The organism is Thalassospira sp. CH_XMU1420-2, from assembly GCF_037029325.1.
Classification (GTDB): domain Bacteria; phylum Pseudomonadota; class Alphaproteobacteria; order Rhodospirillales; family Thalassospiraceae; genus Thalassospira; species Thalassospira povalilytica.
The window spans coordinates 37,032-60,043 of the sequence record NZ_JAYMEG010000008.1; the positions used below are offsets into that span (position 1 = coordinate 37,032).

A 23,012-nucleotide genomic window follows, 5' to 3' on the forward strand; every position below is an offset into this window, starting at 1 on the left:
TTGAATGACCGCCATCATCGCCATGATGGCCGATACCGCAAAACGGGACGAAACATCCATGAGCCAGACCGCCACCTTTACCGATATCATTCCGGGCGACAGCCTGTTTGGAAAATTGCGTGCGCGCGCAACCGACGCCTGGGAAAGCTATGTCTGCCATGACTTCGTCAAACAGCTTGGTGCCGGCACATTGCCCGAAGCGGCCTTCAAGCATTATCTTATCCAGGATTACCTGTTTCTGATCCAGTTTTCGCGCGCCTATGCGCTTGCGGTCTACAAGGCCGAAGATTTGACCGCCATGCGCCAGTTTTCGGGTACCGTGCATGCAATCCTTGATATGGAAATGAGCCTGCATCTTGAATTTTGCCAAGGCTGGGGCCTGTCCGAGGCCGATATCATTGCCGAACCCGAAGCACGTGCGTGCGTGACCTATACCCGCTATGTGCTTGATCGCGGCGTTCAGGGCGATGTGGTTGATCTTCAGGTTGCCCTGATGCCCTGTATGGTTGGCTATGCCGAAATCGCAAACCGGCTGATGGCAAGTTCTGATACAAGGCTGGATGGCAATCCGTACCGGGCATGGATTGAAATGTATGCGTCCGCCGAATTCCAGGACGTGGCTAAGGCAGAAATTGATTTGCTGGAACATACCGTCGCCAAGCGCGGCGGTCATGATCGCATCGATGGTCTGGTCGATACCTTTGCCATGGCAAGCCGCCTTGAAGCCGATTTCTGGCAGATGGGACTTGATCTGGCAAAATAGGCGAACATCGCTTATATAAGCTCGAAATATTGCGTGCGGGTGGCGGAAATGCCGCCCGTTGCCTTTTTGGATTAACTTCTTGTCGCTGCGGCCTTGACCCGCAGATGGGTGGGAAAAATGAACTCTCTTGGCTTTGATAAGGCCCCTGAAGACACGCGCGTGGTTGTGGCCATGTCGGGTGGTGTGGACAGCTCCGCGGTTGCGGCCCTTCTGAAATCGGAAGGCTATGACGTGGTCGGCATCACGCTTCAGCTTTATGATATGGGTGCCAATGCACCGACCCGTGCGAAATCCTGCTGTGCCGGGCGCGATATTTACGATGCGCGCAAAGTGGCCGAGGATATCGACATTCCCTATTACGTGCTCGATTACGAATCACGCTTCCGCGAAGAAGTGATTGATGATTTTGCCGACAGCTATATGCGCGGCGAAACCCCGATCCCGTGCGTGAAATGCAATCAGACCGTCAAATTCCGTGATCTGCTTGAAACGTCCTATGACCTTGGCGCGGACTGCATGGCGACGGGCCATTATGTGCAGCGTAAACTCGGTGCTGATGGGCGGGCACAGCTGCACCGTGCCGCTGATCCGAACCGCGATCAAAGCTATTTCCTGTTCACCACAACCCAGGAACAGCTTGATTTCCTGCGCTTCCCGCTTGGCCATCTGATGAGCAAGGCCGAAACCCGTGCCCTTGCCGCCAAGTTTGGTCTTGAAGTTGCCGACAAACCCGACAGTCAGGACATCTGCTTTGTCCCGGATGGCAAATATGCCCGTCTGGTCGAACGCCTCCGTCCCGAAGCGGGCGAGCCGGGTCAGATCGTTGACCTTGATGGCAATGTCATGGGTGATCACCGTGGCCTGATCCATTACACGGTCGGGCAGCGTCGCGGTCTTAATATCGGGGGCACGGCAGAACCGCTTTATGTCGTCAAGCTGGTCCCTGAAAAACGTCAGGTCGTGGTCGGTCCCAAGGCCGCCCTTGCCAAGAAAATGGTCTATGTCAAAGAGCTCAACTGGCTTGATGGCGATCAGATCGATGAAAACGGGGTCGAGGTCGAAGTCAAACTGCGTTCGGCCATGCAGCCGACCACGGCAACCGTCTTCCCCGAAGCCCGCGGCGAAGCCCGCATCGAACTCCATGATGCCCAGTTCGGCATCGCCCCGGGGCAGGCCGGTGTGTTCTATCAGGGCGAGCGCGTCCTTGGCGGCGGCTGGATCACCCGCGAGGAGCTGATCGGCAATACCGCGACGGCGGCATAAGGCGGCATGGTCGCAAGGCGAGCAGCGGAATCATAATCCGCGTGTCGGGGGTTCAAGTCGTTCCAGCGCTACCAATGCCCACCTTTTCATACGGAAAGGCGGGCTAGGGCAGATAAACTTCATCTGTTGATTGAGGTGAAATCTTTTTTGACAAAAACGTCAAAAAGGCGCTTGACGGGGACGGCTCCCTGACTTAAAAACCGCCTCGTTCCGAACGATACGGAACACCACAAAATACTTGTGGCGGAGTAGCTCAGCTGGTTAGAGCAGCGGAATCATAATCCGCGTGTCGGGGGTTCAAGTCCCTCCTCCGCTACCAATAACAGAAAAGCCCGATCCGATGGATCGGGCTTTTCTGTTATGTGGTTAACGCGGGGAGAGGACTTAACCCCTGTGGGTTCACGAGAAAGCGACGCAGGCAGCTTTCGAGAGACGTTGCGCAAACCGCGCAACGGTCCGCCGGGCAAAGCCCAAGGATAAAAAGCAGCTCAAAGGCTGATTTTTACAATTCCCTCCTACTTGCTGTTTGGGCGCTTAATTGATTTTCATGGGTTGCACAAGATTGTAAATGATATTTACAGTTGAAAGTTTGTGTGATTTTCTCCTTTTTTGAACTTTATTTTTACCTAAAGTAGAGAGCCTTTATTGAATGTTGGATCTGCTTGAGGCTGTTAGGTTTGATGGAAGAATAAGGCCCGAACACGGTAAGACGGAGCCATGGCTTGTATGTGGACAGAACGTCAAAGGCGGTGACGAAGTAGAAGTCGTAATGAAGGTTTCTGGATCTTGTGATTCAGGAGTTAAGGCTCTGATTGTAGAAGCTCTATCTGCTGCTCTAGCTGCTGATTTGGGGCTACCTGTACCGGAGCCATTTTTGGTTTCTTTATCGCCACAATTCCTTGCTTCAGTAACTGATTCTTCCGCTCGAGCCATTGGCGCGAAAAGTTCTCAAATTGCATTTGGGTCGAAACGCATTGAGAATTGTTCGGTTTTATTGCCTTTTACAAAGTTGAATAAGCAACAACTTGTGGAAGCCGCAAACATTTTTGCTTTTGATGGTGGAATAGAGAATCCAGATCGCCGAAATGATAAGCCTAATTGCTTAATTTCAAATGATAAATTGACTATAATTGATCATGAACTTGCGTTCTCGGTGGCTTGCGGTTTGATCTTATTCACGAGAATCGTCCCTTGGAAATTGGGGGGCTTATCCTCCTTTGCGAATGGGGAATCTGCTCATCTCTTTTTCGGAAATCTCAAAGGTAATAATCATTTAGATTTTTCCGATTATATTCAGAGATGGAAAAGCTTGAATGATGGACGGCTAAATGCATATCTGTCGGCTATACCACCTGCATGGCAATCGCATAATCAAACGGCATATGATATAGTTTTAGCGATGAAACAGATTAGAGATAATATTGACGGCTGTATCAATGAGGTTTCCCGTGTTCTTAAAGGAGCCTAGTATGCATAGATACACTTATACGCTTTTGAGATATACTCCAGACATAGTATCCGGTGAGGCCGTCAATGTAGGCGTTGTTGTTCATTGCCCCGGGGAACGATTTTTTTCGGCAAAATTCCGTCAATCGGTGGGGCGTGTCAGTAAGATATTTCCAGATATGGATCAGGCCGCCTTTCGAAAATATCTTAAAGTACTTGATAGATGTTTTTCTCAGCGAAAAGCCGAATTAGCTGACGGCTTTCCATATGAAAGCGAGCAGACTGCTGTGCAACTGGCAAAAAAAGTTTTGCCAGCTGATGCTAGTGCTTTCCAATGGGCCGAGGATCGCGGTGGCTTGACGAGAAGCAGTTCTGGAGAGTTGGAAAAGTTATTTTATCGTTTTGTTGGTAAGTTTGATGATCAGAATGCGAGCAGCAAAACAACAGAGAAAGATTTATTGCAAAAGTTCAACTTGGATCTTGAAGCACGGCAGATATTAAATTTTTTCCAACCTAAAACTATTCTAGCTCCATATGCCGAATTGTCAGTGAAAAAAGCGTTCAAGAATGGTATTTGGCATTGTTTCGAGCCTGTTTCATTTGACCTGTCTGATGAAGGGCACATTAGTTCAAAAGCTTATCGTTGGCTGGGGCAATTATCTGCTGTCAGAGAAGCTGATGAAAGGTTTAAGGTTTACTTTCTTGTAGCGAAACCTAGTGACCCAAGCCTCAATTCAGCATTTAATGATGCGATGCACTTGCTATCTAATTGTGGTGATTTGGCTAAAGTATATAAAGAAGAGAATATCGCAAATCTTGGGGATGATTTGGAGGATATCGTTAAATCGTCTCCTCCGATTCCGTGTGCGGTAGGTTGATTTAGAAAAAGGGGACAGTCCCCTTTTTCGCTCGGTGTCGGCAAGGTCCATCTTGTTTGAAAAAGGGTGCCCCCTTTTTCGTTGCAACCACTAAAGCGCCTTCCGCCCAGCTTCCTCAAGGAAACTTGAAACTGCCCGCTTTCCGTATTTTGCCTCGATTAAATCAATTAGGTTGGCATCAAGCGTCAAGTTGATCCGGCGCTTTTTTCCCGGAATGGTCGCGGTAATCGCAACAATGCCGACCGCACCATCATCAAGCTCGACGACCGGCGAGGGGGCGGGGATATCTTCGCCGTCTTCATGCATGCCCTCAATGTGGAAGTTAAGGGCCTCTGTACCCAACTCCACCAATTCCGTCATTGTGTCTGCTGCGCTGACGCAACCCGGGAAATCCGGAAAGGAAATCCCGAATCCGCCGTCATCGTCAGTGTGGACCAAACCCCAATAGGTCTGTTTCATTCTGTTGTCATCCTGTTTCCCATTTCCCGTAAGGAACCGGGAAGCCTTTACAGCAGTTTAATACCCGATTGCCTTTCAATGCTTTTGACGGTGCCCCTTGGGATATCCCGTTTGGGATGAGGCACTGTCACGCGGCCCGGTTTTGTCGGGTGCGCAAGCTGGTGATGACTGCCTTTTGTGCGAACGATTTCCCAGCCGTCATCTTTCAGCCGTTTGAGTATTTCCCTGCTATCCATGGCCTCCTTTCTTTTCGTTATGCGCATTATGCGTATAGCTAGAGAGTAAGTCAATGTTAATGCGCATAATGCGCATTAGTTATCTTTATTACCAAGGTGCCGCACCAACCGCCCATCAATCACCGCCAATCCAACCCCGATTACGCCCATCCCGATGATGTGCTGGGACAGAAGCGTTTCACCAAGGAAACCAACGCCCAACAATATCGCGCTGACCGGGATCAGGAAGGTGACGAGCAGAAGGTTGGATGCCCCGGCGCGCTTGAGGATCGCGAAATAGAGGATATAGGCAAGCGATGTCGAAAGGGCGGCGATGCCAAAGACTGCCATCAGGGTTTCGGGGGAGGGCACGGGCAGGGTCCAGGGGCGGTCGATGATCGCGGCAAGCGGGATCAGCAGGATGCTTGAGGCGCTGGTCATGCCGGCTGCGGTCAGGATCGGGTTCATGCCGCCAAACCGTTTGCCAAACACCCCGGTACAGCCATAACAGAATGTCGCAAGCAGGATGGCAAAGGGGGCAAGCGGTGCCAGTGCAGAAGCCGGTTTAAAGGCGTTTTCGCCCTTGGCAGCAATGGTTTCGCCACCCGGCAGGCCGATGATCACCACCACCCCGGTAAAGCCGATCAGCACACCCAGCGCCTTGCGCAGATTGAGCTTTTCATTGTCGGTGGCGATATGGGCGATGACGATGGTGAAAAGCGGGGTGGTCGCATTGAGGATGGCGGCAAGGCCGCTTGCGATGTGGGTCTGTCCCCAAACAATCAGCGAAAAGGGCACAAGATTGTTAAACGCCCCCATAATGACAATCGCGCCCCAGAATTTCGGATCGCGCGGGATCGGGATGTGACGAAGCAACACCACCCACCACAGGATCAGCGACGCAATCGTCACCCGGCACAGCACAAGCGTAAAGGGCGGAAGATCGACAAGCGCGATTTCGGTAAAGAAAAACGATCCGCCCCAAAGAACCGAAAGAATGAGCAACATCGCCCAGCTTGTTCCATCCATCCTGAGATCGGGCATGCGTTGTGGCTGTGTCGGCATGGGGCGGGTTTCCTGTTTGCGCAAATGTCCCTGACGGGTGGTCGTGGCCTTGGGCGAGGTGGCAGTGGTGGCAAGGCGGTTGCTGTCATCTTGCGGATAAACAGGTTTGCCTGATTGATGATTTTCTTCAAGCGCAAAGCGTTTGGGCGTGATTTCGGTGGGGAGCATGATTTTGTCCGTTCTTTGCTGGTGCTTGTCGGGGCTGGTGCTTGTCGGGGCTGGTGCTTGCCGGGGGACGACCCGGTGATGCGCAAAAAAATAGGCGAGCAACAATCTTGCTGCTCGCCATTTTCGGACCTGAAGCCTGATGACCGGTATTGAGGGTTATTTGACCGGCGCGGTATTTCCCGGAAGGCGGATGAATTTCGGCAGTTTGGCAAAGATCGTGATATTGCCCAGCAACACCATGGCAAGGCCGGTCGCGCCAATCGGGGGCCAGACATAGCCTTCAAGGAAGGTCGATACCGTAAGGGCGACAACCGGGAACAGGACAGTGACATAGGCCGCACGCCCCGCACCAACCCGGTTGACCAGCGCGAGATAGGCGATAAACGCCACTACTGATCCCGGAATGGCAAGATACAGCAACCCGCCGATATAGATCGGGTCGGTCGGCATCACCGGTGTCTGGTCGCGCAAGGTGGCAAAGATAAACAGCAACACCGTGCCATAAACCATGCCGCGCGCAACCGCATCGCGATTGGGAATGCCCATGGAATGCAGCTTGACCGATACCATGTTGCCGCAGCTGAACACAGCCGTCCCGCACAGGGCCAGCAACATGCCGGTAATCGCATGAGGATTATGCGACAAAGCGTAAATCTGATTGGCAAACAGGCAGGCAATCCCGCCAAGCCCGAATGCCGCGCCAAAGACAAAGCGCACACCCGGACGATTGCCATAAAACGCCCAGTTGCCCAGCGCATTGAAAATGGTCGAAGTGGTGAAAATCACCGCCACAATGCCCGATGCGATATAGGCAGTAGCCGAATACATCAGGATAAAGTTGATGCCAAAAAGCCCGCACCCCAGAAGCACGATCCACGGATGGGCGCGCCATGGCACCGGGCGCCATTTGCGTGACAGCACCAAAAAGCCGCACAGCACGGCCGCGGCAAGGGCAAAGCGATAGACGATCGACATTTCAACCGGGATCGGACCGATCTGAAGCTTGATCGCATACCAGGTAAAGCCCCAGCAGAATGTAACAATGGCAAATAAAAGGGCAGTCATTTCGGGGCTTTCAAACAGCGTGGCGCCGTAACGGCACATAAGGGGAAGCGTGGTGACGCAAGAAGGGCTTGGTTGTGCAACGGTCATGTGGGGCATAACCGTCATGCCCGATTAAGCCATAAGCCGGGATTTTGTTCTTTCACGTTCTTGCGGTGTTTTGGGGTCGGTTGACGAAAATCTCAGGGTTATCGGCTATTGCAATTTTGTGGGGGCTTGGCCTTGATTATGCCGTCCGGTTATAGGGGCCGGACCATCAGCAAGAAAAAGCATGATCATGAATTACCGGGAAGGGGAGCCGGATGAACGGGGAATGGCAACCGGAACTGCGGGCCTTGCGATACTTTGTCAGTGTCGCCGAAGAAAAAAGTTTCACCCGGGCGGCAAACCGCCTGCGCATCGCGCAACCTGCATTGAGCCGACAGATCAAGCGGCTTGAAGAAGATCTCAAGGTGCAGCTGTTTACCCGCACGGTACGCGGGGCGGACCTGACCGAGGCGGGCGAGATCCTTTTGCGCCGTGCCTATCTGATGTTCAATCAGTTGCAGCAAACCCATCATGACATCACCATTCATTCAACCCATCTGGGCGGGGTGGTGTCGGTGGGGATGCCGCCGACACCGGGGGAATTCATCGCGCCGCGTCTGCTTGAACGCAGCAAGGCGCTGTATCCAGATATCGAATTGCGCTTTGTCGAAGGCTTCAGTGCCGATCTTGAACAGAAGATGGCCAACAACGAAATCGGGGTTGCGGTCATGCATGACCCGACCCCGCGCGATGATATCCAGATCACCGAACTTCTGGTCGAACATCTTTGTCTGGTCGGGCGGTCGGGCACGCTTTCAAAGCCGTCCTACAGCCTCAAAGAGGCCGCAAGCTTTCCGCTGATCATGCCGAGTCGACCGAATTTCCTGCGCATTCTGGTCGACAGTTATGCCGAAAAGCATGACGTGTCACTTAATATCGAAACCCGATCGGACGGGATCGGCCATACCAAGTCGCTGGTGCGCTATGGCCACGGGTTCACGATCCTGACCTATGGGGCGATCATTTCCGATGTGCAAAGCGGGGTACTCGAAGCCATGCCGATTGTCGATCCGGCAATCACATGGCGGCTTTGCGTGGCCATGCGCATGGATCAGGGACGCAAACGCACCCTGAGTGTTGTCGAACAGATGATCCACGAGATCGTTGATGATCTGGTTGCGGCCGGTATCTGGAAATAGCCATGCCGCAAAGGTATGGGAAGCATAATTACATAGTATTTGAATTATAGGTCGTGGCGCGACTAATCAATGAGGACCGGCAGATGGGCATCTGTCGCAAACAAGAAGATTGGTAACCAGGCCCACGCGGCCCAGGGAGGAATGATGAAACGTTTTGGTAAAGGCGGGATGATTGCATCCGCTGCAATGGCCATGGTTGCGCTTGGGGTTGCGACCACTTCTTTTGCAAATAATGCATCGGCAGAAACCTATAAATGGCTGACCTTCAAGCCGCAGGGTGCCGGCGACGCACAGGCGATTTCGACCCAGTGGTTCGTTGATGAATTCAAAAAACGCACCAATGGCGAACATGAAATCGAAGTTTTCTGGGGCGGTTCGGTTGCCAAGACCCGTGAAATTCCCGATGCGCTCAGTGCCGGCGTTGGTGAATTCGGCGATATTGTCACACCGTATTTTGCCGATAAATTCCCGCTTAATAACGCCGTTGGTTTCTTCATTCCGCAGCCGAATTCGACGATCGAAATCGCGCATCTGATGGAAAAATGGCACGCCAAATATCCGCAATTCAGCCAGGAACTGGCCAATTACAACCTTAAGGCCGTCGGGTTCCGTCCGCTTGAAAGCTATGGCCTGCTGTGCACGTCACCGATCCGTTCGCTGGCCGATCTCAAGGGCAAGCGTATCCGTACCTATGGCTTTGCCTATCCGGCACTGGTCGAGGCACTTGGCGCAACCCCGGTTTCGATTGCAACGTCGGAAGCTTACGAAGCACTTGAAACCAGCATCCTTGATTGCACGCCGATTGGTCCGGCGCTGGCCTATGGCTGGAAATATGACGAGGTTGCCAAATACTATATCGAAATTCCGCTTGGCGCGTCGTTCGGTCACCTGATCGCGATGAACCTTGATACCTACAACGCCATGGATGATGCCACCCGTGCGGTGGTCGACAAGCTCGGTCAGGAATATGCTGATGCCTATAATGACGAGCTGGAAAAAACCATCAAGGACGTCCGTGCCGGCTGGCCGGCCAAGGGGGTTGAAGTCATTCAGTTCCCGAAAGAAGAACTGGTCTCCGTGATCAAGGACGAACGCATCCAGGCTGTCCGTCAGGAATGGATCGCGCGCGCCGAAGCCGCGGGCCTTCCAGCCCAGGAAATTGTTTCGGAACTCGAATTCTAAGAGTTGCCGACATTCACCGCCCCGGGAATGCCCGTTTTCCGGGGCGGGTTTGGCACCATGAAATATGGTGACGCGGATTAAGTGGAGTTTCCATCAATGTCGTTGTTCGAACGGATCTGCCAGTCCTATGGCCGGTTCCTGCGCGGCTGCGGATTTGTCGCAGGCTACACAACCTTTGCCATGATGATGCTGGTTGTGGCCAATGCAGTGTCGCGCTTCTTATTCAATTCCCCGGTGCAGGGCGCCCTTGAAATCACCGAAACCATGTTGACGGTTCTGGTGTTCCTGTCGCTTGCACTGACCCAGTATGAAGGTGGCCATATCAAGGTCACGGTCGTTCTTCAGCACATGCCGGTCTTTATGCAGAAACCGTTGCGTTTGTTTGTTCTCGCACTGGGCTGCGTGTTCTTTGCCTGGTGTGCACAGGCGGGCTGGGAATTTGCGATGCGGTCCTTTGCGATCAATGAACAGCAATGGGGTTCGGTTCGCTATCCGCTTTATCCGGTCAAATTTGTGATTTTCTTCGGACTGACGATGCTTGCCATTCAGTTTGCACTCGATTTCATGCGTGAACTGATCGGGTCTGCGCCAAACAAGGAGGCCGTGGGCCAATGACGGGGCTTGAAATCGGATCTTTGGGCATTGTGGCCCTGTTTGCCGCCATCCTGTTTGGCGCGAATGTGATGGTTGCGCTTGGCGTTGTCGGGGCGGCCGGTCTTGCGGCCCTGGTCGGGACCAAGGGGGCGACCGCCATGCTGTCGACGGTGTTTTTTGACACCACGCACAGCTTCCATTTCAGTGTTATTCCGCTGTTTTTGCTGATGGGCTTTTTTGCGATGCGCGCGGGTCTTGGCGAAGACATGTTCGAAGCCGCCACCAAATGGCTTGGCAATTTAAAGGGCGGGCTTGCGATTTCGACCACGATGGGGGCGGCGGCGTTCGGTGCGGCGTCCGGATCAAGTGTCGGGACTGCCACGGTCTTTACCAAGCTTGCCCTGCCGGAAATGCTCGCACGTGGCTATGACAAACGTCTGGCATCGGCATCGATTGCCATTGCCGGGACGCTCGCAGTGATGATCCCGCCCAGTGCGCTTGTGGTGGTCTATGGCATCCTGACGGATTCAAGCATCGGCGGTTTGCTGGTTGCCGGTGTCATTCCCGGCGGTGTCTTTGCGGTTCTTCTGTGTATTGCGACCTATTTGACCGTGATGCGCAATCCTGATCTGGCGCCGGTTACCGCGACCAATGTCCCGATGAAGGAAAAGCTTTATTCCCTTCGTCTGGCCGGGCCGCTGCTGTTTGTCATCATTTGCATCATTTCCGGGCTTTACCTTGGGGTTTTCACCCCGACCGAGGCCGGCGGCATTGGTGCGGGACTGACCTTTGTTCTGGCAATCATGCGTCAGCGCAGTATCCGCAAACTGGAACTGAGCAAAACCTTGATGGATACCATCAAGACGTCGGGCATGATTTTCGCGATCATCATCTGCGCGCTGGTCTTTTCGAAATTCCTGGCTCTCAGCGGTGTGGCCAATGCGATTGGCGGTTTCCTGATCGGGCTTGAGGTCAATCGCTGGATCGTCGTTCTGATCATTGTCGGCATCTATTTGCTGCTTGGCATGATGATGGATGCGCCGGCATTGCTGGCCATCACGCTTCCGATCACCCATCCGGTGATGATGAATCTTGGATTTGATCCGATCTGGTTCGGGGTGTTTGTGGTGTTGCTGGTGGAAATCGGTGCTGTCACACCACCGGTCGGGATCAACTGCTTTGTCGTGCAGGCGGCCTCTGACGGGCGTGTGCGTCTCGAAGATGTGTTCCGCGGGTTGTTGCCCTATATCGCGGCCGGTTTTGTGATGTTGCTGTTGCTGTGCCTGTTCCCGCAAATGGCGCTGTTCCTGCCAGAATCGATGAATTGAGGATCGCAGGATGAATTCAGCACAAAACCTTTTCCCGTTTGACGGCAAACTGCCCGGACCGAAACTGTTGCGATCAACCCTGACATCCCCGTTCGGGCGCAAGGTCCGCATTGCAATGGATGTTCTGGGATTGTCCGGGCGGATTGACGTTCAGCCCGCCGACACCCGCGATCAAAGCGACACCCTGCGTCAGCAGAACCCGCTTGGCAAAATTCCGTGTCTGATCCTTGAAGATGGCAGCATTCTTTATGACAGCCGGGTGATCATTGAATTTCTTGATCGCTGGTCGGGACAAAACAGACTGATCCCCGAGGCGGTGGATGAACGGGCCCGTATCTTGACCCGTGCGACCCTTGCCGACGGGATCGCCGATGCTGCCTTGTTGATGGTCTATGAAGGACGTTTTCGCGATCCGTCGCAGATTTCGGAAATCTGGCTTGATCATCAGCGCGGTAAAATCAGCCGGGCGCTCGATGCGATGCAAACCGCTTTGCCCGATCCGCGCAAAACCGATGTGGTGTCGATCAGTCTGGCCTGTGCGCTGGGATATCTTGATTGGCGCCAGCCGGTTGAATGGCGGCAAACCTATCCGGTGATTGTTGACTGGCTTGACGAATTTGCGGCTGCCGAGGCGGCCTTTGGACGAACCGAACGCCCCGCGGAGATCCCGGCATGACCCGTATTGCACCCTTGCAACCCGAAAACCTGACCCCGCGCCAGAAAGAAGTGTATGACGCCATTGCATCCGGTCCGCGTGGCCGGGTGCGCGGGCCGCTTGCCGTGTGGCTCAATCGTCCGGATCTTGCTGATCGGGCACAGGCACTTGGCCGGTATTGCCGCTATGATTCCTTGCTTGAACCGCGTCTGTCGGAACTTGCCATTCTGGCAACGGCACGTGTCTGGAAGTCCGAATTCGAATGGGCCGCGCACAAGGTCATCGCCCTTAAAGCCGGTATCAGCCCCGACATTGTCGAGGCGATCCGCACCAACCGGCAACCTTTCTTTGAAAACGAAGACGAAGCGGTGGTCTATGACTATGCGATTACCCTTCATACCGAACGCCATATTGGCGACGAGCTTTATGCCCGCGCGGTCAAGGTTCTTGGCCAGGAGGCGGTCGTCGATCTGACCGGTATCCTTGGCTATTACACGCTGATCTCCATGACGATCAATGTGTTTGAACTGCCGCCGCCCGACGGGGCTGTACCCGAACTGGAATAGGGTTTCGGGACCACACTGTTTTTGACATCAATACCAACGAGGATGGCCATGAATACTGCGCCCATCACCTATAAACCTGCGCCAACGCAGCCGAAATTCACCATGCCCAAAGGCGCTTGCGACACCCATTGTCATGTTTTCGGTCCTGCTGCTGTATTTCCCTATTCACCGCAAAGCAAACTTCAGCCGGGCGATGCGCCCAAGGAAACGCTGTTTGCCCTGCATGACATGATCGGCATTGAAAAATGCGTGATTGTGCAGTCGGGTGTGCACGGGTTTGATAACCGCGCCATGCTTGATGCCATGAATGCCCGCAAGGGTGATTACCTTGGTGTTGCGCTGTTGCCGGTAACGGTCGAAGACGACGAAATCCGCCTTCTGGATGATCTGGGTGTTCGCGGCATCCGGTTTAACTATATGGCCCATCTTGTACCCGGGGCATCGGTTGACGAACTTTTGCGTCTGGCCGACCGTCTGGTCAGATTTGACTGGCACCTGCAAATCCATATGGAAAGCAGCCTGATCGAAGGCATGGCAGATGGTCTTGCCAAATCAAGCGTGCCGGTGGTGATTGACCATATGGGGCGCGTGGATGCGTCGCTTGGTCTGGATCAGGCACCGTTCAATGCATTATTGCGCCTGATGGAAAACGATCATCTTCTGGTCAAGGTGTCGGGCTGTGAACGTGCATCGCGTCAGGACGCGCCATATGGCGATGCGGTTCCGTTTGCCCGTACCCTGGTCGAACGGTTCCCGGACCGTGTTTTGTGGGGAACAGACTGGCCACATCCGAATTTCCGGGCCGATGCGCCTGATGATGGCGTTCTGGTCGATCTGATCCCGGAAATCGCCCCGACTGCCGAATTGCAACAGGCACTTCTGGTCGATAACCCGCATCGTTTTTACCGTTTTGACAAATAAGGGGGCCGGTATGACAAGACGCCTTGAAGGACGTATTGCAATTGTAACCGGTGCCGGATGTGTCGGGCCGGGCTGGGGCAACGGGCGGGCAACCGCAGTCCGTTTCGCTGAGGAAGGGGCAAAGATCTTTGCTGTTGATCTGAACCCGGACGCGCTTGAAGAAACCATCGAACGGACCCGGAATGTCGGCGGTGAAATCGTCGGTCATATCTGTGACATCACCGATGGTGATGCGGTTGCCGCGATGGTTCGCGCCTGTGTCGATCATTTCGGGCGGGTCGATATTCTGGTCAATAATGTCGGCGGCTCGGCCAAGGGCGGACCGGCTGACATGACCGAGGATGTCTGGGACAAGCAGGTCGATTTCAATCTGAAAAGTGTCTATCTGACCTGCCGCAATGTTTTGCCGATCATGGAAAAACAGCAAAGCGGGGCGATTGTGAATACGTCCTCGACCTCTGGCATGCGCTGGACCGGGGCGGCACAGTCGGCCTATGCGGCAACCAAGGCTGCCGTCATCCAGTTTTCCAAGGTGGTCGCGGTGGAATATGCCGCCAAGGGTGTTCGGGTAAATACCGTTGTGCCCGGGCAGTTGCACACCCCGATGGTCGAAGCCCGCCTTGCCGGGCAACGGGCTGGTGGCGATGTCGATGCGTTGCTGGCGCAACGTCTTGCGCGCATTCCGCTTGGGTTCATGGGGGATGGTCGCGACACCGCCAATGCGGCGCTGTTTCTGGCATCGGACGAGGCCCGCTTTATCACCGGGACCGAAATCGTTGTTGATGGCGGCATGACGGCGCGCTGCGACTGATCAAATGAACTTGTAAATTTCTACCGGACAACAAACTTCCTTCTGCGTCATGCAGTGTGCGGCGATGGGCCTTGGCTCATCGCCATTCTTTTTTGCGGCTTTTATATATTCTTGCGCAATTCAGGGCAGGGATGCGTGGAACGGGCTTTGCAACCGGCATGGCCGGTGCGATGATCGCATTCTGGAATTTCAGGATGCCTTGATGTCAGAGCCGCTTGCCACAGAATGTGCCGGATCGGGTTTTCAGCCCAACGGCCGCTATCAGAAGTTTGAAGTCTTCAATCAGTTGATCGGGGATGCCAATCTGCTGCGCGCCGGGGATTTCGGTGACGGCATTTCGGCGGCCCATTGGCGGCGCAAGGCCCATGTCACCACCAGATATACCGACCCGGATCATCACACGATCAGCCTGTATATCAATGGCGGAACAGGTATCCAGCGCCAACTTGGTCCCGATCCGGTAACCGGTGGCGGGCCGGGGCGCTGTTGCCTGATGCCGGCTTTCATGACGTCGGACTGGCTGGTTCAGGGTGAGGTGGAGTTGTTCCACCTTTATATCCCCCATGCCGCCTGGGAACGTGCGGTGGTCGAGGCCTTCGACATCGAACCCAATGCGGTCGAGGTGCCCGAGAAAACCTTTTTCCTTGATCCTCTGATCGAACAGACCGTGCGTCAGGCCATGCTGCCGCTTGACTGGAATGTGCCGGCCGACCGGATGGCCATGTCCAATGCCGGGCAATTGTTGATGGGGCACATGCTGCGCAGTTATTCGACGCGGCGCGATCTTGGCTTTGCGGTGCGCGGCGGATTGTCCCCGGTTGTCAAACGGCGGGTTTTCGACTTTGTCGAAGCCCATCTTGACCAGCCACTAACCATCGAAGATCTGGCAGACGTTGCCGATTTGTCGGCCTATCACTTTGCGCGCATGTTCCGCAAAACCGTGGGCGAGGCACCCCACAAATTTGTTTTGCGCCAGCGTATCGAACGCGCCATGGAAATGTTGCGCGATGACCGGGCATCTGTTGCCGAAATTGCACTGGCCACCGGGTTTTCAAGCCAGGCGCATCTGACCACACGGTTCAGCCACTTTACCGGTCTGACCCCGGCGAAATACCGCAATATTGCCCGCTGACGGCGGGCATCAAGGTCTGCGTATCAAATCCCTTCTGCCTGTCGGTATTTGATCCAAAATCACTGTGTTGCATGACCGGCAACCGGCGGGGTGTTCCCGTGTTCCCGGATCAATGCCACCTGTCTGGGTGCCTGGGTGCCTGGGTGCTTGGGTGTTCGGTCGTTCAGTTGTTTGTTGGGCTGTTTCGCACCGCCTGATCCAGCCTGCTCGAAACGCACATGAAGCGGATGGCAATTTGGCCATCAGCACGCACCTTTTTACCGCGCGACATATCCCGAAATAACACCGGTTTTCGGACCGAACGGCAGTGCATCCTGACCACTATTTGCGTGTTGGTTGATTACAAGCGCGCCGACCACAAAACGCATAATCAAAATAAATAATTGAAGTTAAACGATTTTTACAAGTTGAGAAATCCGTTGACAAGATCGCTGAATCGTAATTAGGATTTTACAACAACTAAAATATCAATTTAGGCAAAATGCCAATCCAACGGGAGGATATCCAAATGAAAGTGACTGTGAAAACACTCGGACTCTGTGCCGTGCTGGCCGGTGCGCTGGCGCTGGCGGTGCCGGCAACTGCGGCCACCACGCTTCGGATCGGAACGGTTTTGTCGCCGAATGATCCGATGGGCCAGGGGCTTGAAAAATTCAAGGCCGATGTGGAAAAGGCGACCAACGGTGATGTGATCATCGAGGTGTTCCACAACTCGCAGCTTGGCGATACCACCGAAATGATCGATCAGGCCCGCGCGGGTGCGGCGGTCGGCACCGTGACGGATGTGGCCCGTCTTTCAAGCTTCGTGCCGTCACTTGCCATCATGTCGGCACCGTTCCTGTTTGATACCTATGAACAGGCCGACAAATTTGCCCTGTCGCCGGAATACGTCGCCTGGGGTGACGAGTTGCGCGAAAAATCCGGTCTCGTGATGATTGCATCGAACTGGTATCAGGGCGCACGCCATGCACTGACCCAGAAACCGATTTCAAGCCCGGCTGATCTTTCCGGTGTTCGTATGCGGACCATCGGTGCGCCGGTCTGGATCGAAACCATTCGTGCCATGGGGGCAGAACCGACCCCGATCGCATGGGGCGAAGTTTACACCGCCTTGCAGCTTGGCTCGATCGATGCTGCCGAAGCCCAGCCGACCGCCATCTGGAATGCCAAGCTTTATGAAGTGATCAAGAACGTCACCAAGACCGGTCACATTCAGCTGGTTACCGCCCTTGTTGTCGGGGCGCAGGCGTGGGATGAAATTTCCCCGGAAAACCAGAAAATCGTGCGTGATCTTGCCGTCGAAGATGGCCGCTACGCATCCCAGTTGACCATCGAATTGGGTGAAAAGGCACTGGCCGATGTTGCTGCAAGCGGTGTGACCGTCAGCGACGTCGATCTGGCCCCGTTCAAGGATGCGGTCGCACCGGTTTACAAGATGCTTGATCTCGAAGCAGAAGCCGCGACCGTCAAAAAGGTTCTGGGCCGCTAAGTCACACGGCCTGACCAATCTGCCTTGCCTAGGTGCGTTGCCTTGCGGTTTTCGGGGCAACGCACACCAAACATCAGGATGGAATTGAATACATGCTCAAGCGAATTGAGTTTGCCTGTGCCGGGGGGCTTCTTGTTGCTGTTGTTGTCCTTGTGGCCATTGCGTCGGTTGCGCGCGCCATGGGATCGCCGATCATCTGGTCGGTGGAAATGGCGCAATTGATCTTTGCCTGGCTTTGCATGCTGGCAGCCGATATCGCCATGCAGGAAGACCGCCATTTCGGCCTTCAGGTTTTGCAGGAAATCTTTTCGGCGCGCACAGTTGGCCTGATCGAGATTTTCAACATTCTCGTGGTCATCGGTTTCCTTGGATTTCTGCTCTATTACGCGTGGGGCAATATGATCCTGATGCATCCGCGCCTTGTTGGGGCGGCCCAGATTAATGCCTCCTACATCCATGCGTCGATGGTGGTCGGTATCCTTCTTATGATGCGAACCATGGTGTTCCAGCTTGTTCGGCGCATTCGGACACGGGGGACCATCTGATGTTGATATTGATTGCTGTTCTTTTTGCGGTTTTCCTGATTATCGGTATGCCGGTGGCGTTTGCGCTGGGTCTGGCATCCATTCCGGTCTTTGTCGTCAGTGGCGCCATGCCGCCAACCGTGGTCATTCAGAAAATGGTGACCGCGACCCAAAGTTTCCCGTTGCTGGCTGTGCCGTTCTTTATTCTGGCCGGGAACCTTATGAATGTGACGGGGATTACCTATCGCCTGGTGAAATTTGCCCGGCTTCTGACCGGCTGGATGGCCGGTGGTCTGGCACAGGTTTCAATTGTGCTCAGCTTCATGATGGGCGGTATTTCCGGGTCCGCTGTTGCCGATGCCTCGATGGAGGCGCGCCTTCTTGGTCCGAGCATGATCAAACAGGGCTATTCCAAGGCCGCCACGGCAGCTGTTCTGGCATTCGGGTCGGTCATTACCGCAACCATCCCGCCCAGCATCGGGTTGATCCTGTTTGGTTTTGTCAATGAAGTATCAATCGGGCGCCTGTTCCTTGCCGGAATTGTGCCGGGTATTTGCCTGACCCTTGTTCTGATGGCGACATCGTGGTTTGTGGCGCGCAAAAACGGCTATCAGCCGGATCTTCCGGAAATGCCGGGCCGTCGCGAATTGTTGAAAAGTTTCTCGGAAAGCATCTGGGCACTGGCCTTTCCGGTGATCCTGATTGTCGGGTTCCGCTTTGGCCTGTTTACCGCGACCGAGGCGGGGGCGTTTCTTGTTTTCTATGCGCTGGCGGTCGGGATATTTGCCTATCGCGAACTTGATTTCACCAAGTTCAAGGAGGCCGTGACAAGTTCGGTTTCCGATCTTGGCATGGTGATGTTGCTGATCATTATGGCGGCGGTTCTGGGCTATGCGATGACCATTGAACGTGCCCCGCAACAGATTACCGAATTCGTCACGACCCTGACCGAAAACCGGGCGATGATCCTTGTACTTGTTGTGGCGGTTCTGGTGATCAGCGGCATGTTCCTTGAAGGGGCGGCCAATATCCTTCTGGTGACACCGATTGTCATGCCGGTTCTGGTCAATGCCGGGTACGATCCGGTTCACATGGGCATCCTGATTGTCACCCTGATCAATTTCGGCGGTCTGACACCGCCGGTCGGGGTCATCATGTTTACGGTCTGCGGCATTCTTGACGTCAAAACCGGGGCTTATAGCCGGGCATCAATCCCGTTCTTCATTGCCATGGTGATCTTTTTCATCCTGATGGCAGCGATCCCGAGTTTGACGTTGTTGTTGCCCAATGCATTAATGTAATCAGTGATCTCAAGGATTTAGGCATTCAAAGAATTGCCAGGGAGATAGATGAAAATGAACACATCTACGAACGGACTGATTGGGATCCATGATGGCGGGATCAAGGGCAATGCCCATGTCCCGGCCTCGGCACTGGTGTATGAAGATATCCGCAACCGGATCATTTCACTGGCGCTGTTGCCCGAAACGACACTGGTGCGTGCTGAACTGGCCGACAGTTTCAAGGTCAGCCAGTCACCGGTGCGCGAAGCGATCATGCGTCTTGAGCAGGACGGGCTGGTCGTGTCCTATCCGCAGTCGCGCACCGTGGTCACCAAAATTGACGAGGCCCGCATCCGCGAAGAACATTTTCTGCGGGTTGCCGCCGAATGCGAAGTGGTACGCCAGCTTGCCGATATCAAGGAATCCGCCGCGGTCACCAAGGCCAAGGGTATTCTTAAGATGCAGGAAGCCCTGGTTGGAGACATCGAACAGATTGATCTGTTCAAGCAGCTTGATGACAGCTTCCATGCCGCTTTGTTTAACGGAGTGAACCAGTCCAACCTGCATCTGCAAATCACGGCGCGCAGCGGTCATCTGGCGCGGGTGCGCACCCTTGATCTGCCGCGTGCGGGCAAAATGGTGTCTGTCCTTGAAGGCCACAAAGCCGTCATTGACGCCATCCAGTCAGGCGATGCCGCCACGGCCGTTGCCGAAATGCGCCAGCATCTGTCTGGCACGATGGAACGTTTGCCCCTGATCATCGAAGAAAACAGGTCGCTGTTTTCCTGATACCGCGTTTTCCGAACCCCGATGGTGGGGTGTTGCTGAACTGGTGCGTAGCAGAAGACCGCTACGCACCATTTTTTTATGCGCGTTTGGCAAGTTTCCAGATCCCGGTCTGCGCGGTCTGTCGGGCATAATCGGCAAGCGATGTCGGCATGTGACCAAGAATATGTTCGATATCCCCGGTTGGTGCGCTGTTGCGTCCGTCAAGAACTTCGGAAAACAAATAGGAAATCAGACTGCGGAAGTCCTGCGGAACACCGTCGCTTGCCAGTCCGGCATCAAGCTGGTCAATCGTGATAGGCACGAAATCGATCTTGCGGTTGGCACTGTTGCCAATGATCGATGTGACGTCTTCAAAGGTCAGGGCTTCGGGACCGGACAGTTCATATGTCTTGCCGATATGTTGCGGATCAAGCAGGCAGGTTACCGCGCAATCGGCAATGTCATTGGCATCAACAAACGGTTCGGGAATATCACCCGCAGGCAGGGCAAGGGTGCCGGCCTGGATATAGGGCAGGAAAAGATCTTCGCTGAAATTCTGAAAGAACCAGTTGGCGCGCAGAATGGTGGCCTCTGCACCGGATTGAAGCAGTACCTGTTCAGCACGGTGGGCGGCTTCTTCGCCGCGTCCTGACAGCATCACAAGACGTTTCGCACCATGCTTGAGGGCGGCTTGCGCAAAACGGGCAATGGTTTCGGCCGATCCCGGAACCGCCAGATCAGGCTGGAATGTGATGTAAACGGCATCAACATTGCGCAAGGCGTCATCCCAGCTTTCCGGTTTGGTCCAGTCAAATGCAGGGGACGTGCTGCGTGATACAGCGCGAACGGAATGTCCAAGGGCGGTCAGTTTTTCCGCGACACGGCGGCCGGTTTTGGCGGTCGCGCCAAGAACCAGAAAACGGGGTTGTGTGGTCATATTGCTTGCTCCTGAAGGGTAAAACAAAATGTGAGTAATCCTCACATTTGCTAAATGTGATAAATCCTCGTATTTTGATCGTCAAGAGAGTTTGGCAGTCACAAGCCCGTGAACGGCGCCGTATACGGCATGTCCCAAGGGTTAAAACAGGACGTAACCAATTGTCGGAAAACGCGAAAAAAATGCGCAAGGCACCCACACAAAAAAGAAGTCGCGAACGTGTGGAAAATATCCTGAAAGTGGCCTGTGAGCTGATCGCAGCCCAGGGAAGCGATGCCATGAAGATGGGCGAACTCGCCCAAAAGGCAGGAGTCTCGATCGGATCGCTCTATCAATATTTTCCCGACAAGGCATCGGTCATTCATGCCCTGGCGGATCGCTATAACGACGAATCCCGTCACTGTATCGAAGACGCATTGGCAGACGTGTCATCAAAAGATGAACTTGTCCGTGCGTTTGATCAGCTGATTGATACCTATTACGAGCTGTTTCTGGCCGAACCGGTGATTTGCGATATCTGGACCGGCACCCAGGCCGACAAAACCTTGCGCGATATGGAAATGGAAGTCAGCCGCGCCAATGCCGCCATGCTGACCAAGGCGATATTGCGCATCCGGGAAAATGATGGCGATGCCAGTACGATCGCCGCGCGTTGTCTTCTGATCATGTATAGCGGCGAAGCCACCATGCGGCTTGCCATTTCGGTGCCGCCAAAAGAAGGCCGGGAAATCGTTGCCAGCTATAAACGCATGGTGGGGCGCGAAATTACCGATATGACCCGCGTATGATTTACGGGCATCAGGCGGATTTTGCCTGATAGGGGCCATCGCCCGGCCGACCCAGCAGGAAGCCCTGCACATAATCGACATCATGTTCGATCAGGAAGTCGAGTTCTTCCTGACGTTCGATCCCTTCGGCAATGACTTCGATTTCAAGCTGTTTTGCCAGTGCAATCAGCTTGCTGACAATGGCCTGTTTGTAATTGTCATGGTCAACATGGTCGACCAGTTCGCGGTCGATCTTGATGATATCGGGGCGCAGTTCGGGCAACATGTTCAGGGTCGAATAACCCGATCCGACATCATCAAGCGCCACCCGAAAACCGGAATTGCGATAGGACTGCAAAATCGCACTCAGATGTGCGGTGCTGCGGACCTTTTCGGTTTCAATGACTTCAAACACCACATTGTTGCGGTCAAGATTGCATTCCTCGACAACGTCGATGGTGGATCGCAGGCAGGAATCCGGATCATAGATCGAACTTGGCGTGAAATTGATGAACAGGTTCCCCGAAACCCCGGCCCTGGTAGCGTTGCGTACATTGGCTGCGCGCGCCGCACGGTCAAGCTGAAACAACAATGTGGCTGATTGCGCTGCTTCAAACAACTGGCCGGGATTGATGACGCTGCCATCGCGCGCCGCCCCGCGAATAAGGCATTCATGCGCATAAGGGGTGCCAAGATCACCGATCGGAAAGATCGGCTGAAATGCCGAATTCAGGCGATTTTCACGTAACAGATCACCGAGCCATTCCGCACCGATCGCGGCGCGAATGGCCCCCAGACTGGTGACGCGACTGATATCGTCAATGTCGGGTTTCTGGCCTTCTGCCATGATCAGAGCTTTGGTGTCGGCCAGTTCTTCGGGCAGAAGATTCTTGGCGATGGTGTCGATCAGTTTGCGCAAGCCCGGACGACTGTAATGGATCGAAAGGGTGGCGACACTTGGCGTTTTATCGACCGACAGCGAAATCGATTTGGCACCGGCAAGAATTTTACCGGTGGTATGTGCCACCGGTGGCCACAGATAAAGTGTGCCCAGACGTGGGGCAATTTCCGGAACCGCGTCGCATTTTTCGCAGTATGTCACCTTCTTCTCCCCGTTGGGTTGTCGCATGGCGGTCTGGCCGTCAGGCCGGGTGGCTAAATTCCAATATTGTAATTTTTATCATACGAGATGCGCTGATTAAAAGTTCAGGAAGAAAAATATATTTTTCAAGACGATAGGGCGTTTTTCTGTGTGGCAGAAGTCGATGAACTTTCACCGGCGTCGGCGTGTTTTCAATCGTCGGCTCATGCCATGTCGCCCGTGGCCGTTTGCAATGGTCGATCCATTTGCTTCAATCTGAAAATGAATTCGGTTCAGTCAAGTCCGACCAGCGTCCTGCAATAGGCTATGAAGTTCTGCATCTATAGCAAGGGTTGTGGTTATATTGTCACAATCTCGTGATCTTTGGTGTTCATATCAACATTTGTGCTGTGCGATAAATTTTAAGTG

Annotated in this window: 24 protein-coding genes and 1 tRNA gene; 19 read left to right on the forward strand and 6 right to left on the reverse strand. The window is 54.1% G+C overall.

The window, feature by feature from the left end; all coding sequences use genetic code 11:
- Nucleotides 1-58: 58 nt before the first annotated feature.
- The 5 genes from tenA to WA429_RS19660 all read left to right on the forward strand — a co-directional run bounded on the left by tenA (nucleotide 59) and on the right by WA429_RS19660 (nucleotide 4,350).
- Nucleotides 59-763: a thiaminase II gene (tenA, locus tag WA429_RS19640; protein ID WP_287466400.1), complete on the forward strand. Its 705-nt coding sequence runs from the start codon at nucleotides 59-61 to the stop codon at nucleotides 761-763.
- 117 nt (nucleotides 764-880) lie between these two features.
- On the forward strand, nucleotides 881-2,026 hold the full coding sequence (gene mnmA, locus WA429_RS19645) for a tRNA 2-thiouridine(34) synthase MnmA (protein ID WP_068518521.1): 1,146 nt from the start codon (nucleotides 881-883) through the stop codon (nucleotides 2,024-2,026).
- A gap of 242 nt (nucleotides 2,027-2,268) precedes the next feature.
- A tRNA-Met gene (locus tag WA429_RS19650) sits at nucleotides 2,269-2,345 on the forward strand.
- A 330-nt stretch (nucleotides 2,346-2,675) separates the two neighbouring features.
- Nucleotides 2,676-3,494: a HipA family kinase gene (locus tag WA429_RS19655; RefSeq protein WP_287466357.1), complete on the forward strand. Its 819-nt coding sequence runs from the start codon at nucleotides 2,676-2,678 to the stop codon at nucleotides 3,492-3,494.
- A gap of 1 nt (nucleotide 3,495) precedes the next feature.
- On the forward strand, nucleotides 3,496-4,350 hold the full coding sequence (locus WA429_RS19660; protein ID WP_287466358.1) for a DUF3037 domain-containing protein: 855 nt from the start codon (nucleotides 3,496-3,498) through the stop codon (nucleotides 4,348-4,350).
- Nucleotides 4,351-4,440: 90 nt separating this feature from the next.
- Here WA429_RS19660 and WA429_RS19665 read toward each other — a convergent pair whose 3' ends face one another.
- The 4 genes from WA429_RS19665 to WA429_RS19680 form a co-directional block, all read right to left on the reverse strand.
- Nucleotides 4,441-4,809 (reverse strand): type II toxin-antitoxin system HicB family antitoxin, encoded by a 369-nt coding sequence (locus WA429_RS19665; RefSeq protein WP_287466359.1) that lies wholly within the window; start codon nucleotides 4,807-4,809, stop codon nucleotides 4,441-4,443.
- Nucleotides 4,810-4,856: 47 nt separating this feature from the next.
- Complete coding sequence (locus WA429_RS19670) at nucleotides 4,857-5,045, reverse strand: type II toxin-antitoxin system HicA family toxin (protein ID WP_287466360.1); 189 nt, start codon at nucleotides 5,043-5,045, stop codon at nucleotides 4,857-4,859.
- A gap of 75 nt (nucleotides 5,046-5,120) precedes the next feature.
- On the reverse strand, nucleotides 5,121-6,257 hold the full coding sequence (locus WA429_RS19675) for a DMT family transporter (RefSeq protein ID WP_287466361.1): 1,137 nt from the start codon (nucleotides 6,255-6,257) through the stop codon (nucleotides 5,121-5,123).
- Between the two features lie 156 nt (nucleotides 6,258-6,413).
- Entirely contained in the window at nucleotides 6,414-7,409 is a 996-nt protein-coding gene (locus WA429_RS19680) for a DMT family transporter (protein WP_336107787.1), read from the reverse strand.
- 212 nt (nucleotides 7,410-7,621) lie between these two features.
- Here WA429_RS19680 and WA429_RS19685 point away from each other — a divergent pair, with 212 nt between their 5' ends.
- The 13 genes from WA429_RS19685 (at nucleotide 7,622) to WA429_RS19745 (ending at nucleotide 19,819) form a co-directional block, all read left to right on the forward strand.
- Nucleotides 7,622-8,545: a LysR family transcriptional regulator gene (locus WA429_RS19685; protein WP_287466363.1), complete on the forward strand. Its 924-nt coding sequence runs from the start codon at nucleotides 7,622-7,624 to the stop codon at nucleotides 8,543-8,545.
- Nucleotides 8,546-8,689: 144 nt separating this feature from the next.
- On the forward strand, nucleotides 8,690-9,727 hold the full coding sequence (locus WA429_RS19690) for a C4-dicarboxylate TRAP transporter substrate-binding protein (RefSeq protein ID WP_068518516.1): 1,038 nt from the start codon (nucleotides 8,690-8,692) through the stop codon (nucleotides 9,725-9,727).
- A gap of 96 nt (nucleotides 9,728-9,823) precedes the next feature.
- A complete protein-coding gene (locus WA429_RS19695) occupies nucleotides 9,824-10,342 on the forward strand; it encodes a TRAP transporter small permease subunit (RefSeq protein ID WP_068518515.1) in 519 nt (172 codons plus the stop codon).
- Nucleotides 10,339-11,649, forward strand: a complete 1,311-nt coding sequence (locus WA429_RS19700) for a TRAP transporter large permease (RefSeq protein WP_068518514.1) — start codon at nucleotides 10,339-10,341, stop codon at nucleotides 11,647-11,649. The genes WA429_RS19695 and WA429_RS19700 overlap by 4 nt, the downstream gene beginning before the upstream one ends.
- Before the next feature lie 10 nt (nucleotides 11,650-11,659).
- Entirely contained in the window at nucleotides 11,660-12,325 is a 666-nt protein-coding gene (locus WA429_RS19705) for a glutathione S-transferase N-terminal domain-containing protein (RefSeq protein ID WP_068518513.1), read from the forward strand.
- Nucleotides 12,322-12,870 (forward strand): carboxymuconolactone decarboxylase family protein, encoded by a 549-nt coding sequence (locus tag WA429_RS19710; protein WP_287466364.1) that lies wholly within the window; start codon nucleotides 12,322-12,324, stop codon nucleotides 12,868-12,870. The genes WA429_RS19705 and WA429_RS19710 overlap by 4 nt, the downstream gene beginning before the upstream one ends.
- A gap of 48 nt (nucleotides 12,871-12,918) precedes the next feature.
- Complete coding sequence (locus WA429_RS19715) at nucleotides 12,919-13,791, forward strand: amidohydrolase family protein (protein ID WP_287466365.1); 873 nt, start codon at nucleotides 12,919-12,921, stop codon at nucleotides 13,789-13,791.
- Nucleotides 13,792-13,801: 10 nt separating this feature from the next.
- Complete coding sequence (locus WA429_RS19720; protein ID WP_068518511.1) at nucleotides 13,802-14,602, forward strand: SDR family NAD(P)-dependent oxidoreductase; 801 nt, start codon at nucleotides 13,802-13,804, stop codon at nucleotides 14,600-14,602.
- 202 nt (nucleotides 14,603-14,804) lie between these two features.
- Nucleotides 14,805-15,734 carry a helix-turn-helix domain-containing protein gene (locus WA429_RS19725; protein WP_082817790.1) on the forward strand — a complete coding sequence of 310 codons (930 nt, stop codon included), beginning with the start codon at nucleotides 14,805-14,807 and terminating at the stop codon, nucleotides 15,732-15,734.
- 508 nt (nucleotides 15,735-16,242) lie between these two features.
- On the forward strand, nucleotides 16,243-17,223 hold the full coding sequence (locus WA429_RS19730; RefSeq protein WP_287466366.1) for a C4-dicarboxylate TRAP transporter substrate-binding protein: 981 nt from the start codon (nucleotides 16,243-16,245) through the stop codon (nucleotides 17,221-17,223).
- Between the two features lie 92 nt (nucleotides 17,224-17,315).
- Entirely contained in the window at nucleotides 17,316-17,768 is a 453-nt protein-coding gene (locus tag WA429_RS19735) for a TRAP transporter small permease (protein ID WP_101247782.1), read from the forward strand.
- Complete coding sequence (locus tag WA429_RS19740; RefSeq protein WP_082817781.1) at nucleotides 17,768-19,048, forward strand: TRAP transporter large permease; 1,281 nt, start codon at nucleotides 17,768-17,770, stop codon at nucleotides 19,046-19,048. Before WA429_RS19735 ends, WA429_RS19740 begins: the two co-directional genes overlap by 1 nt.
- 54 nt (nucleotides 19,049-19,102) lie before the next feature.
- Entirely contained in the window at nucleotides 19,103-19,819 is a 717-nt protein-coding gene (locus tag WA429_RS19745) for a GntR family transcriptional regulator (RefSeq protein ID WP_068518721.1), read from the forward strand.
- A gap of 76 nt (nucleotides 19,820-19,895) precedes the next feature.
- Here WA429_RS19745 and WA429_RS19750 read toward each other — a convergent pair whose 3' ends face one another.
- Nucleotides 19,896-20,735, reverse strand: coding sequence for an SDR family oxidoreductase (locus WA429_RS19750; RefSeq protein WP_287466367.1), 840 nt, complete (start codon nucleotides 20,733-20,735; stop codon nucleotides 19,896-19,898).
- Nucleotides 20,736-20,917: 182 nt separating this feature from the next.
- On the opposite strand from WA429_RS19750, the gene WA429_RS19755 reads away from it, so the two are divergent.
- A complete protein-coding gene (locus WA429_RS19755) occupies nucleotides 20,918-21,523 on the forward strand; it encodes a TetR/AcrR family transcriptional regulator (protein ID WP_287466368.1) in 606 nt (201 codons plus the stop codon).
- A 10-nt stretch (nucleotides 21,524-21,533) separates the two neighbouring features.
- On the opposite strand, the gene WA429_RS19760 is transcribed toward WA429_RS19755, so the two are convergent.
- Complete coding sequence (locus WA429_RS19760) at nucleotides 21,534-22,604, reverse strand: EAL domain-containing protein (RefSeq protein ID WP_287466369.1); 1,071 nt, start codon at nucleotides 22,602-22,604, stop codon at nucleotides 21,534-21,536.
- Nucleotides 22,605-23,012 lie beyond the last annotated feature (408 nt).

What these genes read in the sequence shown, in the direction of transcription:
- tenA (WP_287466400.1), top strand. Translation starts at nt 59, where the DNA reads ATGAGCCAGACCGCCACCTTTACCGATATCATTCCGGGCGACAGCCTG.
- mnmA (WP_068518521.1), top strand. Translation starts at nt 881, where the DNA reads ATGAACTCTCTTGGCTTTGATAAGGCCCCTGAAGACACGCGCGTGGTT.
- WA429_RS19655 (WP_287466357.1), top strand. Translation starts at nt 2,676, where the DNA reads ATGTTGGATCTGCTTGAGGCTGTTAGGTTTGATGGAAGAATAAGGCCC.
- WA429_RS19660 (WP_287466358.1), top strand. Translation starts at nt 3,496, where the DNA reads ATGCATAGATACACTTATACGCTTTTGAGATATACTCCAGACATAGTA.
- WA429_RS19665 (WP_287466359.1), bottom strand. Translation starts at nt 4,809, where the DNA reads ATGAAACAGACCTATTGGGGTTTGGTCCACACTGACGATGACGGCGGA.
- WA429_RS19670 (WP_287466360.1), bottom strand. Translation starts at nt 5,045, where the DNA reads ATGGATAGCAGGGAAATACTCAAACGGCTGAAAGATGACGGCTGGGAA.
- WA429_RS19675 (WP_287466361.1), bottom strand. Translation starts at nt 6,257, where the DNA reads ATGCTCCCCACCGAAATCACGCCCAAACGCTTTGCGCTTGAAGAAAAT.
- WA429_RS19680 (WP_336107787.1), bottom strand. Translation starts at nt 7,409, where the DNA reads ATGACCGTTGCACAACCAAGCCCTTCTTGCGTCACCACGCTTCCCCTT.
- WA429_RS19685 (WP_287466363.1), top strand. Translation starts at nt 7,622, where the DNA reads ATGAACGGGGAATGGCAACCGGAACTGCGGGCCTTGCGATACTTTGTC.
- WA429_RS19690 (WP_068518516.1), top strand. Translation starts at nt 8,690, where the DNA reads ATGAAACGTTTTGGTAAAGGCGGGATGATTGCATCCGCTGCAATGGCC.
- WA429_RS19695 (WP_068518515.1), top strand. Translation starts at nt 9,824, where the DNA reads ATGTCGTTGTTCGAACGGATCTGCCAGTCCTATGGCCGGTTCCTGCGC.
- WA429_RS19700 (WP_068518514.1), top strand. Translation starts at nt 10,339, where the DNA reads ATGACGGGGCTTGAAATCGGATCTTTGGGCATTGTGGCCCTGTTTGCC.
- WA429_RS19705 (WP_068518513.1), top strand. Translation starts at nt 11,660, where the DNA reads ATGAATTCAGCACAAAACCTTTTCCCGTTTGACGGCAAACTGCCCGGA.
- WA429_RS19710 (WP_287466364.1), top strand. Translation starts at nt 12,322, where the DNA reads ATGACCCGTATTGCACCCTTGCAACCCGAAAACCTGACCCCGCGCCAG.
- WA429_RS19715 (WP_287466365.1), top strand. Translation starts at nt 12,919, where the DNA reads ATGAATACTGCGCCCATCACCTATAAACCTGCGCCAACGCAGCCGAAA.
- WA429_RS19720 (WP_068518511.1), top strand. Translation starts at nt 13,802, where the DNA reads ATGACAAGACGCCTTGAAGGACGTATTGCAATTGTAACCGGTGCCGGA.
- WA429_RS19725 (WP_082817790.1), top strand. Translation starts at nt 14,805, where the DNA reads ATGTCAGAGCCGCTTGCCACAGAATGTGCCGGATCGGGTTTTCAGCCC.
- WA429_RS19730 (WP_287466366.1), top strand. Translation starts at nt 16,243, where the DNA reads ATGAAAGTGACTGTGAAAACACTCGGACTCTGTGCCGTGCTGGCCGGT.
- WA429_RS19735 (WP_101247782.1), top strand. Translation starts at nt 17,316, where the DNA reads ATGCTCAAGCGAATTGAGTTTGCCTGTGCCGGGGGGCTTCTTGTTGCT.
- WA429_RS19740 (WP_082817781.1), top strand. Translation starts at nt 17,768, where the DNA reads ATGTTGATATTGATTGCTGTTCTTTTTGCGGTTTTCCTGATTATCGGT.
- WA429_RS19745 (WP_068518721.1), top strand. Translation starts at nt 19,103, where the DNA reads ATGAACACATCTACGAACGGACTGATTGGGATCCATGATGGCGGGATC.
- WA429_RS19750 (WP_287466367.1), bottom strand. Translation starts at nt 20,735, where the DNA reads ATGACCACACAACCCCGTTTTCTGGTTCTTGGCGCGACCGCCAAAACC.
- WA429_RS19755 (WP_287466368.1), top strand. Translation starts at nt 20,918, where the DNA reads ATGCGCAAGGCACCCACACAAAAAAGAAGTCGCGAACGTGTGGAAAAT.